The 13,195-nt window shown below is 60.3% G+C and carries 13 protein-coding genes and 1 pseudogene; 4 read left to right on the top strand and 10 right to left on the bottom strand.

Annotated features, from left to right (window positions below; genetic code table 11):
- Position 1: 1 nt before the first annotated feature.
- Positions 2 to 1,384, bottom strand: a complete 1,383-nt coding sequence (gene hemN / locus BN2503_RS11030) for an oxygen-independent coproporphyrinogen III oxidase (protein ID WP_054256716.1) — start codon at positions 1,382 to 1,384, stop codon at positions 2 to 4.
- 187 nt (positions 1,385 to 1,571) lie between these two features.
- Here hemN and fnr point away from each other — a divergent pair, with 187 nt between their 5' ends.
- Positions 1,572 to 2,297 (top strand): fumarate/nitrate reduction transcriptional regulator Fnr, encoded by a 726-nt coding sequence (gene fnr, locus BN2503_RS11025; RefSeq protein WP_054256715.1) that lies wholly within the window; start codon positions 1,572 to 1,574, stop codon positions 2,295 to 2,297.
- Positions 2,298 to 2,333: 36 nt separating this feature from the next.
- Here fnr and BN2503_RS19385 read toward each other — a convergent pair whose 3' ends face one another.
- The 8 genes from BN2503_RS19385 to BN2503_RS10990 all read right to left on the bottom strand — a co-directional run bounded on the left by BN2503_RS19385 (position 2,334) and on the right by BN2503_RS10990 (position 9,936).
- Entirely contained in the window at positions 2,334 to 2,618 is a 285-nt protein-coding gene (locus tag BN2503_RS19385) for a FixH family protein (protein ID WP_074930324.1), read from the bottom strand.
- A 38-nt stretch (positions 2,619 to 2,656) separates the two neighbouring features.
- Entirely contained in the window at positions 2,657 to 4,099 is a 1,443-nt protein-coding gene (gene ccoG / locus BN2503_RS11020; RefSeq protein ID WP_054256714.1) for a cytochrome c oxidase accessory protein CcoG, read from the bottom strand.
- Positions 4,100 to 4,159: 60 nt separating this feature from the next.
- The gene (gene ccoP, locus BN2503_RS11015; RefSeq protein ID WP_054256713.1) at positions 4,160 to 5,074 is read right to left on the bottom strand and encodes a cytochrome-c oxidase, cbb3-type subunit III; all 915 of its coding nucleotides are present in this window, start codon (positions 5,072 to 5,074) and stop codon (positions 4,160 to 4,162) included.
- Between the two features lie 24 nt (positions 5,075 to 5,098).
- Entirely contained in the window at positions 5,099 to 5,236 is a 138-nt protein-coding gene (locus BN2503_RS11010; protein WP_054256712.1) for a cbb3-type cytochrome oxidase subunit 3, read from the bottom strand.
- A gap of 11 nt (positions 5,237 to 5,247) precedes the next feature.
- Positions 5,248 to 5,877 carry a cytochrome-c oxidase, cbb3-type subunit II gene (gene ccoO, locus BN2503_RS11005; RefSeq protein ID WP_054256711.1) on the bottom strand — a complete coding sequence of 210 codons (630 nt, stop codon included), beginning with the start codon at positions 5,875 to 5,877 and terminating at the stop codon, positions 5,248 to 5,250.
- A gap of 16 nt (positions 5,878 to 5,893) precedes the next feature.
- The gene (gene ccoN / locus BN2503_RS11000; RefSeq protein WP_054256710.1) at positions 5,894 to 7,336 is read right to left on the bottom strand and encodes a cytochrome-c oxidase, cbb3-type subunit I; all 1,443 of its coding nucleotides are present in this window, start codon (positions 7,334 to 7,336) and stop codon (positions 5,894 to 5,896) included.
- 63 nt (positions 7,337 to 7,399) lie between these two features.
- A complete protein-coding gene (gene ccoS / locus BN2503_RS10995; RefSeq protein WP_054256709.1) occupies positions 7,400 to 7,537 on the bottom strand; it encodes a cbb3-type cytochrome oxidase assembly protein CcoS in 138 nt (45 codons plus the stop codon).
- On the bottom strand, positions 7,537 to 9,936 hold the full coding sequence (locus tag BN2503_RS10990; RefSeq protein ID WP_054256708.1) for a heavy metal translocating P-type ATPase: 2,400 nt from the start codon (positions 9,934 to 9,936) through the stop codon (positions 7,537 to 7,539). Before BN2503_RS10990 ends, ccoS begins: the two co-directional genes overlap by 1 nt.
- Positions 9,937 to 10,076: 140 nt before the next feature.
- Here BN2503_RS10990 and BN2503_RS10985 point away from each other — a divergent pair, with 140 nt between their 5' ends.
- A complete protein-coding gene (locus BN2503_RS10985) occupies positions 10,077 to 10,520 on the top strand; it encodes a universal stress protein (protein ID WP_054256707.1) in 444 nt (147 codons plus the stop codon).
- 59 nt (positions 10,521 to 10,579) lie between these two features.
- On the opposite strand, the gene BN2503_RS19380 is transcribed toward BN2503_RS10985, so the two are convergent.
- On the bottom strand, positions 10,580 to 10,942 hold the full coding sequence (locus tag BN2503_RS19380) for a hypothetical protein (RefSeq protein WP_074930320.1): 363 nt from the start codon (positions 10,940 to 10,942) through the stop codon (positions 10,580 to 10,582).
- A gap of 153 nt (positions 10,943 to 11,095) precedes the next feature.
- Here BN2503_RS19380 and BN2503_RS10980 point away from each other — a divergent pair, with 153 nt between their 5' ends.
- The gene (locus BN2503_RS10980; protein ID WP_054256706.1) at positions 11,096 to 12,910 is read left to right on the top strand and encodes a glutamine--tRNA ligase/YqeY domain fusion protein; all 1,815 of its coding nucleotides are present in this window, start codon (positions 11,096 to 11,098) and stop codon (positions 12,908 to 12,910) included.
- Positions 12,911 to 13,033: 123 nt separating this feature from the next.
- Positions 13,034 to 13,195: pseudogene (locus BN2503_RS20035) on the top strand (IS256 family transposase); the annotation flags it as partial.

Here is a 13,195-nt window from a genome sequence, read left to right as displayed (position 1 = left end):
TTCAGATGATCCGCGAGAAACGTGCGCGATTGCGGTCGGCCTGAAGGTAGCGATCAAACACCATGGCGACCCCCCGCACGAAGAACCAGCCCAGGGCCGTGACCTCGATGCCATCGTCGTTGACACGCACCAGGCCCTGGCCTTGCATCTCACGCAACTGCTCCAACTCGGCAGCAAAATACGTGCGAAAGTCGATCAGCCAGGCCTGATCCACCGGCTCAAACAGGACTTCCCCTTGGCACATGAGTGCCATGATGACGGTGCGCCGCACCAGATCGTCACGCGACAACGCCAGCCCCCGCACGACAGGCAAACGCCCTTGGTCGATGAAGTCGTAGTACTCCTCCAGGGTCTTCGCATTTTGGCTGTAGGTCGCGCCAACACGGCCAATCGCGGAGACGCCCAATCCAATCAGGTCGCAGTCGGGCTGCGTGCTGTAGCCCTGGAAGTTGCGATGCAGGCGCCCCTGCCGTTTGGCGACGGCAAGCGCATCTTCCGGCAAGGCGAAGTGATCCATGCCCACATAGACGTAGCCCGCATTCATGAAGGCATCCAGGGAGCGTGCGAGCATGCTCACTTTCGCCGATGCACCAGGCAACTCCGCCGTGATGATGCGCCGCTGGGCCTTGAAGCGCTCTGGCAGGTGGGCGTATGCATACAACGCTATGCGATCCGGCCGCAGCTCTGCCACCTGGGCCAGCGTGCGATCGAAAGACTCGGGCGTCTGGCGCGGCAGACCATAAATCAAATCGACATTGACCGACTCAAAACCCAGTCGACGTGCTGCAGCAACCAGATCAAACACCTGTTCAGCGGGCTGAATACGGTGCACGGCCTTCTGCACTTCCGGATCGAAATCCTGTACGCCAAAACTCAGGCGATTGAAGCCCAGCTCCGCCAACAGCCCGAGGCGCTCGACCGTGACGGTGCGCGGGTCGACCTCGATCGAGTACTCGCCACCTGGTGCCAGAGAGAAGCTGCGGCGCAGCATTCCCATCAGTTCCCGCAGGCCCTCATCGGAAAGAAACGTGGGCGTGCCGCCGCCAAAGTGCAACTGACTCACCACCTGCCCATGGCCGCAGTGGGCTGTGTGCAAATCGATCTCCCGAGCCAGATAGCGAAGATAAACCTCCGCACGGTCATGGTGCTTGGTGATGATTTTGTTGCACGCGCAGTAGTAGCACAACGATTCGCAAAACGGGATATGCACATACAGCGACAAGGGCAATGCCTTGGCCGACGTACCCAACTTGCGCTGCTGCAGCGCCAGGGTGTACTCGTCCTGGCCAAAGGCCTCAACGAACCTGTCTGCGGTGGGATATGAGGTATAACGAGGCCCGGATACGTCGAAACGACGCAGCAACTCGGGGGTGACAGCGGTCATAGCGGGATTCCTTGCGTGCGAGGGTAATATGCCGTACCCTCAGGCGCAACATCTTGACCTCAATCAATTTAAACCTTCAACGTCCCCTGGGACAATTTGACGCACGTCAGTCATTTTCTGGCGGCCGACAATCCTGGGCTTACGCTGAAACGATTACGCCCAAGGCCAAAAATTGGTCTTTGTCGACATGAATTTTCAATCCACCATCAAAGTTGCCTGTTCCAATTGCAATCTGCGAGAGTTGTGCATGCCCATGGGCTTGAACGACCAACAGTTGCAGCGCATTGATGACATCGTCGCGACACGGCGCAAAATCAAACGAGGCGGCACATTGTTCCGTAACGGTGAAGCATTCGCCTCGCTCTACGCAATCCGTACAGGTTTTTTCAAAACCTGCGTCGCCACCGAGGATGGACGCGATCAGGTGACGGGATTTCAGATGGCGGGAGAAATCATTGGTTTGGATGGCATCGTTAACGACCACCATACCTGTGACGCAGTGGCTCTGGAAGACGCGGAAGTCTGCGTCATGCCCTTCGACCGAATTGAGGAGCTGTCACGCGAGGTCACCGCGCTGCAAAACCACGTGCACCGGATCATGAGCCGCGAAATCGTGCGCGAGCACGGCGTGATGCTACTGCTTGGGAGCATGCGCGCGGAGGAGCGCTTGGCGGCATTCCTGCTGAACCTCGTCCAGCGGCTGCACGCCCGTGGATTCTCCCAGTCCGAACTGGTACTGCGCATGACTCGCGAGGAGATCGGCAGCTACCTCGGGCTGAAGCTTGAAACCGTAAGCCGCACGTTCTCTAAATTCGTCGAGGATGGAACCGTGGAAGTCAAGCAACGGCACGTGAAGATTCTCAATACCGACGCCCTCCGGCGCCTGGTGAACAACCAGCAACCCTGCCAGTGATGGCTCTCCGGTAAGCACCGGAGAGAGCCCCTTCCCTCAACGCGAACGAGGCTGATCTTCTGCCGGAGTGGCCGCATGGTTGCGCCCAGCAATGGCTGGAGCAAGGCTCTGCTCTGGTTGGGCCAGGGTCTTATTAATTTCGACTCCGCGGCGATAGTAGTCCTCGGCCACCACGGGGTCGGGGCGGCTCATGGCAAGCCACAGGGTTACAAACCCTGCAACCACCACAATGGCAGGCCCGGCAATGAGCATCCATACATGGCCAAACTTCCACCATGGCTGCGCCTGGGGAGTTTTACCGGAAGAGGCTGTTGTAGTCATATGCATAAGCTCCTTTGCAATCCAGGGCATCCCTCGCCTCAACGAGGCACAAGGAACACCGCTTTTTCCTGAACATGTGCAGGCTTCTCGCCCATCGATTCAATATCGAAATGCACCGTATGCGAGCCTGCCGGAGCAGTGCCATAAGGAATCTGCAAGCGCACAGCGACCCAGCGCGACTGCGCAGGCTCGATCACGATCTCCGATTCCGACACCACCTCGAGGCTATCGAGGCCCTGCGCACTGATGCGATAGCGCTGAGACGTTTCGGTCGCGTTCATGATCTGTAGACGGTAGACATTCTCCAACCGCCCACCTGCAACGATACGCGAGAGCGCTGCACGGTCACGCACCACATCCACTTTCAGCGGAGTGCGTGCCATGAGACTAAAGACCATGGCTACGCTGATGCCCAGCAGCACCGTGGAATAGATCAACACCCTGGGCCGCAGCACACGCCGTAGCATCTGGCGACTCGTCCACCCTTGCGCGACTCCGTTCTGCGTGGTGTAGCGTATCAAGCCACGAGGGTACTTCATCTTGTCCATCACGGTATTACATGCATCGACACACAAGCCGCAGCCTATGCAGTCGTATTGCAGGCCATGGCGAATGTCGATGCCCGTAGGACACACCTGCACACACAGAGAGCAGTCAATGCAATCGCCCAAGCCTTGCGCCTTGTGATCAACACTCTTGTTGCGTGGCGCGCGAGGCTCCCCGCGAACAGGGTCATAGCTCACTACCAGCGTGTCTTTGTCGAACATCGCACTCTGGAAGCGCGCATAGGGGCACATGTACTTGCACACCTGCTCCCGCAGGAAACCAGCATTGCCGTACGTGGCAAATCCGTAGAACAACACCCAAAAAATCTGCCAGGAACCTTGTAACGCCAGAAGCTCCCCGGCAAGCTGACGAATCGGGACAAAGTAGCCTACGAAGGTAAAACCCGTCCACAACGAAACCGCTACCCAAAGAAATTGCTTCAGTGACTTTTTGCGGACTTTTTCGAACGTCCAGCCGCCATTGTCAAGGCGCATGCGGGCACTGCGGTCGCCCTCGACCTTGTGCTCGATCCACATGAATATCTCTGTGTAGACCGTCTGTGGGCATGAGAAACCACACCACAAGCGCCCGGCCACCGCTGTGAACAAGAAAAGCGCCAGCGCTGAAATGATCAGCAGACCCGTCAGGTAGATGAAATCCTGCGGATAAAGAACCAGACCAAAAAGATAGAAGCGCTTTGCATCCAGATCGAATAACACCGACTGCCGCTGTCCCCACTGAAGCCATGGCAGGCCATAGAACACCAGCTGCGTCAGGAACACCAAGATCCACCGCCAGCGTGCAAACACGCCGCTGATGGAGCGCGGATAGACCTTTTTCTGTGCCTCATAAAAAGAAGCAGCCATTCCCTCCTTGTTGGGGGCCGCGGGGGCTATGGGAATAACTTTGCGATGCTTCCCGGAAGGCTTTGTCATGAACTCAGAAGAAATCGTCGGGCGAAACAAAAAGGCGGCACCTGGGTGCCGCCTTTTTGTTTACCGGGCTGCGCCCGGTTTGTTTGACAGGCCCCAAACGTAGGCCGTCAGGACATTGATCTGCGCATCGGTTAACTTACCTTCCTGCGCCGGCATTTCGTTGGTTTTGCCGTTGTTGATCATTGCGATGATAGCGTTTTCACCCCAGCCATGCAGCCAAATGTCATCGGTCAGGTTAGGGGCACCCAAGGCTTGATTGCCCTTGCCGTCCATGCCATGACAGGCCGCGCAAGCGCCGAACTTCTCTTTGCCAAGCGAGGCACGCAGCGAGTCATGCGGGCTGCCAGACAAGCTCAGCACATACTGGGCCAAGTTGCGAACATCCTCGGGAGAACCTACCGCAGCAGCCATGGGAGGCATGACACCGACACGGCCCTTGGTGATGGTTTCATGGATCTTGTCGGGCGTACCGCCATGCAGCCAATCGCCATCACTCAGGTTCGGGAAGCCCTTGCTGCCACGCGCATCAGAGCCATGGCACTGTGCGCAGTTGTTCATGAACAAGCGCTCACCGATGGCCATAGCCTGGGCATCGCCTGCCATATCCTCTGGCTTCATGCTCGCAAAGCGCGCATACATCGGCTCGAGTTCCTTGTTGGCCTTGTTGACCTCGGTGTCGTACTGGGCACGCTGAGACCAGCCGAGCTGGCCGCCATAGTTACCCAATCCAGGGTAAATCGCCAAGTAGCCCAGGCCGAAAATGGAGGTAATGACAAACAGCCACATCCACCAACGGGGCATGGGGTTGTTCATTTCCATCAAGTCGCCATCCCAGACGTGGCCTGTGGTGTTGTCGGCGGTCGACTCGACTTTCTTGCGCGCTGTGATCCACAGCAGCAGCAGACAACCAAAGATGCCAAGAAGGGTCAGCGCGGTCACATAAATCGACCAGAAATTGCTAGTGAAGTCACTCATGGGGTGTTCTCATTCCGGTTGAACTCAGTCCTGCTCGAAAGGCAGTTGCGCGGCTTCGTCAAAACGTGCCTTGTTGCGGCGCGAGTACGCCCACACCCAGATGCCCACGAAGCAGGCAAACGAGACGAGGGTGACCGTGATGCGCATGGTGGTGATGTCCATGGCCGCTCCTGTTACTTGAGCGCACGGCCCATGCTCTGGAGGTAGGCAATCAGGGCTTCGAGTTCCGTCTTGCCCTTGACCTCTTCGGCTGCGGCGGCGATCTGCTCGTCGGTATAGGGCACACCCACGGTGCGCAGCGCACTCATGCGCGGAGCCATTCCGGCGGCATCCACCGTGGCCTTCTCCAGCCAGGGGTAAGCAGGCATGTTGGACTCAGGCACCACATCACGCGGATTGATCAGGTGGATACGATGCCATTCATCGCTGTACTTGCCGCCAACACGGTGCAGATCAGGACCGGTACGCTTCGAGCCCCACTGGAACGGGTGGTCATAAACGAACTCCCCCGCAACCGAGTAGTGGCCATAGCGCAGAGTCTCGGCACGGAAGGGACGAATCATCTGCGAGTGGCAGTTGTAGCAGCCCTCGCGCAGATACACGTCACGGCCAGCGAGCTGAAGCGCCGTGTAGGGTTTCAGTCCCTGGACGGGCTCGGTGGTGGACTTCTGGAAGAACAGCGGCACGATCTCGGCCAAACCGCCGACAGCCACCACCAGCACGATCAAAACGATCATGAGAAAGTTGCTGGTTTCCACCTTCTCATGGCTAAAGCCGGTCGCAGTGTTGTTATTTTGGGACATGTAATGCTCCTCGGGTTCAGGCGTGGGCCGGATTCACTGCCGGGATGGCGACCTTGACCGAACGGCCAGAAATGGCAGTCATCCAGACGTTCCAGGCCATGATGCACATGCCGCCCAGGAACAACAGGCCACCCAGCGCACGGATTACGTAGAAGGGATAAGTTGCCTTCACGCTCTCAACGAAGGTGTAGGTCAAGGTGCCATCGGGGTTGATGGCGCGCCACATCAGGCCTTGCATCACACCGGCAATCCACATCGCGGCGATGTAGAGCACGATACCGATCGTCGCCAGCCAGAAGTGCAGCTCGATAGCCTTGATGGAGTGCATCTTCTCGCGGCCGAACAGACGCGGTACGAGGTAGTACAGCGAACCCATGGTGATCAGACCCACCCAGCCCAGGGCACCGGAGTGCACGTGACCGACGGTCCAGTCGGTGTAGTGGCTCAGTGCGTTCACCGTCTTGATGGACATCATCGGGCCTTCGAACGTAGACATGCCGTAGAACGACAGGGACACGATCAGGAAGCGCAGGATGGGGTCGTCACGCAGCTTGTGCCATGCACCCGACAGGGTCATGATGCCGTTGATCATGCCACCCCAGCTGGGTGCCAGCAGGATCAGCGAGAAGACCATGCCCACCGACTGGGTCCAGTCAGGCAATGCGGTGTAGTGCAGGTGGTGAGGACCGGCCCACATGTACGTGAAAATCAGCGCCCAGAAGTGCACGATCGACAGACGGTACGAGTACACCGGGCGACCAGCCTGCTTGGGGATGAAGTAGTACATCATGCCCAGGAAGCCTGCGGTCAGGAAGAAGCCCACAGCGTTGTGGCCATACCACCACTGCACCATGGCGTCCTGCACACCAGCGTATGCCGAGTAGCTCTTCATGAAGCTCACCGGGATGGCTGCGCTGTTGACGATGTGCAGCAAAGCCACCGCCAAGATGAAGCCGCCATAGAACCAGTTAGCCACATAGATGTGCTTCACCTTGCGGGTGCCCACCGTGCCGAAGAACACGATGGCGTACGACACCCAGACCAGCGCGATCAGGATATCAATGGGCCACTCGAGTTCTGCGTACTCTTTGCCGGTGGTGTAGCCCAGCGGAAGGCTGACGGCGGCCGCCACAATGACGAGCTGCCAGCCCCAGAACGTAAAGGCCGCCAGGGGGCCTGCGAACAGGCGCGTCTGGCAGGTACGCTGAACCACGTAGTAGCTCGTGGCAAACAGCGCGCTACCGCCGAAGGCAAAGATCACCGCATTCGTGTGCAACGGACGCAGTCGGCCATAACTTAGCCATGGAATGCCGAAGTTGAGCTCGGGCCATGCAAGCTGTGCGGCGATAAATACGCCCACCAGCATGCCAACCACCCCCCATACCACGGCCATGATAGAAAACTGGCGCACTACCGTGTCGTTGTAATGCGCAGCTACATTTGTACTTGGTGAATCCATCTGGTACCTCTTTGATTGCAGCAAAAATGTTATTGAGCCAGGGCAAGACCGGGTTGACGCACGTCAACCGTCTCGCAAAATGCGCTCCCCCTCTTGCTCGACGCCTTCGAATTGCCCTCGGTAAACGGCCCACCACAGGGCCAAGAGGATCAAAAGCACCAGCACCACGGACAGGGGAACCAACAGATACAGGATGTCCATCAGGCCATCTCCCAGACAGGTTGAGCAGGGGCCGCTGACGCGCCCCCCACAGGCGACACATTGATTTCAGGCAGGCGCCGCGACAAGCGCGCAGCATTGAGAACGACCAACAGAGAACTGGCCGCCATGCCCAGCCCCGCCAGCCAAGCCGGCATCCACCCCACCACGGCCAGCGGAACACTGAGGGCGTTGTAGCAGGCAGCCCACCACAGGTTTTGCCGCACGATGCGCAAGGTACGACGCGCCAGCAGCAAGGTCTGCGGCACCAAAGCCAGTTGATCGCCGAGCACAACAAAATCAGAGCGTGCTTGCGCCAACGGAACCGCACGCCCAAAGGCGAAGGAAACATGGGCGCCAGCCAACACAGGACCGTCATTCAGGCCATCACCCACCATCGCCACATGCCGCCCCTGGGCCTGGGCCGCCTGCATGCGCGCCAGCTTATCTCCCGGCGTACAGCCACCGTGGGCCTCGACGATGCCTACCTGCTGCGCTACGCGCTGCACCGCCAAGGAACGGTCTCCAGACAAGAGCAAAACCTGGACACCGTCTTGCTGCAGCTGGCGCACTACGGCGGCAGCTTCAGGGCGCACGTCCTCGTGCAAATCAAAGTGCGCCAGCGTATGCCAACCATCCACACGCTCTTCGGCCAGCACCACCTGCTGCTGCACACTGTCTCCAGACAACTCTGCATCCGTGTACTGAGGCGAACCCAACCGCAACTTGCGCAGCGTACCGGAAGCGTCTTTGACCAGGCCCTCCAGCCCCCTTCCGGACAGTTCCTGAACGGCTTCTGCTGTCACCACAGGCTTCTCCACCCCTAAGGCGTCCCAGGCTGCAGTCACAGCACGCGAGACAGGGTGAATGGAATGGCTAGCCAACGCCGCAGCCCAGGCCAAAGCCTGCTGCGCCGCCAAACCTTGCGCAGGATGCACGGCCTGCAGCGCCATGCCATCGCGGGTGAGCGTGCCGGTTTTATCAAAAACCAGGGTATCCACCGCAGCCAAGGCCTCAAGGCCCTGCAGGTTGCGCACCAACACACCATGACGGGCCAGTGTGCCCGCAGCAGTAAGCATGGCCACCGGCGTTGCCAACGACAAGGCACATGGGCAGGTGACGATCAGCACAGCGACCGCCACCATGAGTGCGTGGCCCGGATCGGTAGGCCACCACCAGACGGCCGCCAAGCCTGCAGCCACCAGCACCCCCACCAGGAATGGCCGCGCGATGCGATCAGCCAGTTGGGCCAAGCGGGGTTTCTGCAGCGAAGCGCTTTCCATCAGCGCCACGATTTGCGCAAAGCGTGTTCCCTCCCCCACCCCCTGCACGAGCACCTCGACGGCTGCCTGCAGGTTGTAGCTGCCCGCCGTCACGCTGGCGCCCTCGGCCCTTGCCACCGGTGTCGACTCACCCGTTAGCAGGGCTTCGTCGACTTGGGTACTGCCGCGTGTAATGCAGCCATCGGCAGGGAAAGCTTCGCCAGGCAAAACGCGCACCACGTCACCAACGACCAGACGGCGCACAGCCACGCGCTCGAACCGGCCGTCAGCCACCAACCGTTCCACGCTATCGGGCAGGCGGTTCATCACCGACTCCAGCGCACCCGCCGTACGGTCGCGCAAACGCAACTCAAGCCAACGCCCCGTGAGCAGGAAAAAGACGAACATGGTCAACGAGTCGAAGAACACCTCGTGGCCAAAAAGCCCGGCTGGCTCGAAAGTACCTGCCGTGCTGACGGCAAAGGTGATGAGCATGCCCAGCGCTACGGGCAAATCCATGCTGACGCGGCGCAAGCGGATATCGCGTAGCGCACTGGTAAAGAATGGCCCACAGGCGAACAACACCACCGGCAGCGAGATCACCCAGGAGGCCCAGCGCAGCAAGGTCTCCATTTCCAAAGAAAGATCGCCCGGCTGCGCCACATATGCAGGCCACGCATACATCATGACTTGCATCATGCAAAAGCCCGCTACCAGCCAGCGCCACAGCATTTTGCGGTTCTCAGCCACGCGCCGATCACGCGCGTGGGCATCCATGGCGGGTAAAGCTTGGTAACCGGCCTTCTGCACCGCCGCCATCCACTGCGATGGCCGCACCTGGGAGGGGCGCCAGACTACGCGCGCACGGCGCGTGGCAGCGCTAACCTCGACACGCTCCACACCTGGCACGGCGCGCAAGGTTTCTTCAATAGTGAGGGCGCAGGCAGCGCAGTGCATTCCCTCAAGCACCACCTGCGAATCCCAGACAGTTGCCTGAGCAGGGTCCTGAGGCACTTCACCCGCCGGACGCCCAAACGAGCCCCACTCCTGCGGATCGTCCAGCAACGCCGCGGACGACACTGGCGCAGAGGAGTCTCCCACCGGCATTGCTGCGGGCGGATCGGCTTTGACTTGGGACATGCGCGGAGTGTAGCTCCCGTGACATTCTGTTCCCAAAATTGATGTGTATTAAGACGACCAATTCACTCGCGCTTAAGCTATGGGAAAGTTAGCCGTTGGTTTTAGCCACCGCTTCCCCCATCGCACACAAGGAGCACACCATGTACAAGCGCATTCTGATCGCCACCGATGGCTCGCCCCTGTCCGACAAAGCCGTGGCCAGTGGCTTGGCGCTGGCCCGGCTCAGCAGCGCCAAAGTGGTGGCCTTGAAAGTAATCCCCCGCTACCCGCGCAACTACTTCGAGGGCGGCCTGCCCATCGACAGCGCCGACATCGAGCGGGTTGAAAAACAGTGGAGCGATGCCGCCCAGACACTGGTGGACAAGGTCCGCGACATGGGCGAAGGCGAGGGCGTGGAAGTCAAGGCTGTACTCGCCAAATCAGACCTGGTGGCCGAGGCCATCATCGCTGCGGCCAAGAAGCACAAGTGCGACCTGATCGTCATGGCCTCGCACGGACGCAAAGGCCTGAAACGCCTGCTGCTGGGCAGCGAAACGCAGCACGTGCTCACGCACTCGCACATTCCGGTGCTGGTGCTGCGCTAACCGCAGCTCTGGTCCAGCACCGCTCTTTACAAGACGCTCACTAGCTCCGGGAAGCCCCATCAATCCCGGTGGCGCCCACCACCGTGACCATGGCCATGGCCATGACCGTGGTGGTGATGGTGGCGATGGCCGCGGTTGTAATAACCGTAGCCTGGCCCGTAGACCACTGGCGGGGGCGGCGGCGTGTAGTACACCGGCGGGGGCGGCGTGTACACCACACGGGGCGGCGGTGCGTAATACACCGGGGGGGGCGCCACGTAGGCTGGGTAACCATTGGTCGCACCAACGACCACACCTGGCACGCCGACTCCGACGCTCCAAGTCACATCGCCACGGGCATGCGCAACAGGTGCACCGCCCAGAGCAGCCAAAGCCACGCCCGCGGCAGCGGCCATGGCGAACAGAGAACGGGTACGTGTCATGAAAGTCTCCTTGCAAAGGGTAAAAGCGTGGGCCCCAGAAGGCTGGGTGCCACGCCCACACCACGCATAACGCGCGACATGCCCGAAAGGATGTCAGAAAACGGCTTTACGCTTGTTTCCGGACGTACGCAGCCCCCGGCCTAAAATTGCTGCATGAGCTCCACCACCCCCATCGAAAACGCCAAAGACGCCATCCGCCCCAGCAACTTCCTGCGCCAGATCATCGAGTCCGATCTTGCCGCAGGCACCTACGCCAGCCGCCGCTGGGGGGGCGGCCCGGGTGACGCAGCCCACCATGCGGCAGGCGAGCCCGACCCAGCCAAAATCCGCACCCGCTTCCCGCCCGAGCCCAACGGCTACCTGCACGTGGGCCACGCCAAAAGCATCTGCCTGAACTTCGGCCTGGCTCGCGACTATGCCGGCGTGTGCCACATGCGCTTTGACGACACCAACCCCGAAAAAGAGGAAAAGGAATACGTCGATTCCATCCTCGACGCCGTGCAATGGCTCGGCTTTGGCTGGGACAGCCACTTTGGCGACAAAAACGAAAGCCATCTGTACTACGCCAGCAACTACTTCGATTTCATGTACCGCGCGGCGGAGTACCTGATCGAAGCCGGCCACGCCTACGTTGACGAGCAAACCCCCGAAGAAATGCGCGCCAACCGAGGCGACTTCGGCAAACCTGGTGTGGACAGCCCGTACCGCAGCCGCACCCCGGCCGAAAACCTGGCGCGCTTTCGCGAAATGCGCGACGGCAAGCTGGCCGACGGCGCCGCCGTGCTGCGCGCCAAGATCGACATGGCCTCGCCCAACATCAACATGCGCGACCCGGCCATCTACCGCATTCGCCGCGCCACCCACCACAACACGGGCGATGCCTGGTGCATCTACCCCATGTACACCTTCGCGCACCCCATTGAAGATGCGCTGGAGCAAATCACCCACTCCATCTGCACCCTCGAATTTGAAGACCAGCGCCCCTTCTACGACTGGCTGATGGACCGCCTGTGCGAAGGCGGCCTGCTCGCCGCCCCCGCGCCCAAGCAGTACGAATTTGCGCGCCTGAACCTCACCTACGTCATCACCAGCAAGCGCAAGCTGGCGCAACTGGTCAACGAAGGCAAGGTCAACGGCTGGGACGACCCCCGCATGCCCACTATCGTCGGCCTGCGCCGCCGCGGCTACACGCCCGCCGCCATCCAGATGTTTGCTGAGCGCATTGGCGTCACCAAGTCCGACAGCTGGATCGACTACGGCACCCTGGAAGGCTGCCTGCGCGAAGACCTGGAAGCCAAAGCCCACCGCGGCATGGCAGTGCTCGACCCCGTCAAGCTCGTGCTGACCAACTGGGACGAAGTGATGGGCCCCGGCCACCTGGAGCCCTGCCAACTGCCCGCCCTGCCCCACCCACCCGAAGGCACCGAATCGCCCATCCGCCACTTCACCATCGGCAAGGAAGTGTGGATCGAGCGCGAAGACTTCGCCGAAGTGCCGCCCAAGGGCTACAAGCGCCTCTTCCCCGGCAACAAGGTGCGCCTGAAGGGCGGCTACGTCATCGAATGCACCGGCTGCACCAAGGACGCTGACGGCAACATCACCGAAGTGCTGGCCACCGTGGTGCCCGACACCAAGAGCGGCACCCCCGGCGCCGACAGCGTCAAGGTCAAGGCCGCCATCACCTGGGTAGGCGTGGCCGACGGCGTGAACGCCGAAGTGCGCATGTACGACCGCCTGTTCAGCGACGCCCACCCCGACGCAGGCGGCAAAAACTTCCTGGACAGCCTGAACCCGAACAGCCTGAAGGTGGTGACGGCCATCGTGGAGCCTTCATTGGCCAATGCCAAGCCGGACGATAAGTTTCAGTTTGAACGGCATGGGTACTTTGTGGCGGACCGGGTGGACCACAAAGCAGAGAAGCCGGTGTTTAACTTGGCGGTGGGGTTGAAGGACAGCTGGGGCAAATAATGCTTCGCCCGCAAACCATTCAGATTTATCTGCCTTCCGGTGATCCCCGGGGCAGAGGGTGTGCAGAATTTTGTGTAAACGGACAATCCACCGCCGGCGCAAGCCGGCCTGTCCGTAAGCACAATGAGCACCAAGAAACACGACGTACCCGAAGAACTGCTGTCTGGCCTGCTGGCTAACTACAAGAAGCCTGAAGACCTCATCGGCGAGAACGGCCTGCTCAAGCAACTGACCAAGCTGCTGGTCGAGCGAGCTTTGGACGCTGAGCTGACTGAGCACCTGGGC

The organism is Paenacidovorax caeni (assembly GCF_001298675.1).
In the GTDB taxonomy this organism is placed as follows: Bacteria; Pseudomonadota; Gammaproteobacteria; order Burkholderiales; family Burkholderiaceae_C; genus Paenacidovorax; species Paenacidovorax caeni.
Note: the sequence above shows the minus strand (reverse complement) of the source record. Positions and strands in the feature narration are given on the sequence as shown.

Bases quoted from the DNA above. Each gene is read 5' to 3' on its own strand.
- BN2503_RS19380 (WP_074930320.1), bottom strand. From the start codon at position 10,942: ATGACACGTACCCGTTCTCTGTTCGCCATGGCCGCTGCCGCGGGCGTG.
- BN2503_RS10990 (WP_054256708.1), bottom strand. From the start codon at position 9,936: ATGTCCCAAGTCAAAGCCGATCCGCCCGCAGCAATGCCGGTGGGAGAC.
- BN2503_RS10985 (WP_054256707.1), top strand. From the start codon at position 10,077: ATGTACAAGCGCATTCTGATCGCCACCGATGGCTCGCCCCTGTCCGAC.
- BN2503_RS11010 (WP_054256712.1), bottom strand. From the start codon at position 5,236: ATGGACATCACCACCATGCGCATCACGGTCACCCTCGTCTCGTTTGCC.
- BN2503_RS19385 (WP_074930324.1), bottom strand. From the start codon at position 2,618: ATGACTACAACAGCCTCTTCCGGTAAAACTCCCCAGGCGCAGCCATGG.
- ccoN (WP_054256710.1), bottom strand. From the start codon at position 7,336: ATGGATTCACCAAGTACAAATGTAGCTGCGCATTACAACGACACGGTA.
- ccoS (WP_054256709.1), bottom strand. From the start codon at position 7,537: ATGGACATCCTGTATCTGTTGGTTCCCCTGTCCGTGGTGCTGGTGCTT.
- ccoP (WP_054256713.1), bottom strand. From the start codon at position 5,074: ATGAGTGACTTCACTAGCAATTTCTGGTCGATTTATGTGACCGCGCTG.
- ccoG (WP_054256714.1), bottom strand. From the start codon at position 4,099: ATGACAAAGCCTTCCGGGAAGCATCGCAAAGTTATTCCCATAGCCCCC.
- fnr (WP_054256715.1), top strand. From the start codon at position 1,572: ATGAATTTTCAATCCACCATCAAAGTTGCCTGTTCCAATTGCAATCTG.
- ccoO (WP_054256711.1), bottom strand. From the start codon at position 5,877: ATGTCCCAAAATAACAACACTGCGACCGGCTTTAGCCATGAGAAGGTG.
- hemN (WP_054256716.1), bottom strand. From the start codon at position 1,384: ATGACCGCTGTCACCCCCGAGTTGCTGCGTCGTTTCGACGTATCCGGG.
- BN2503_RS10980 (WP_054256706.1), top strand. From the start codon at position 11,096: ATGAGCTCCACCACCCCCATCGAAAACGCCAAAGACGCCATCCGCCCC.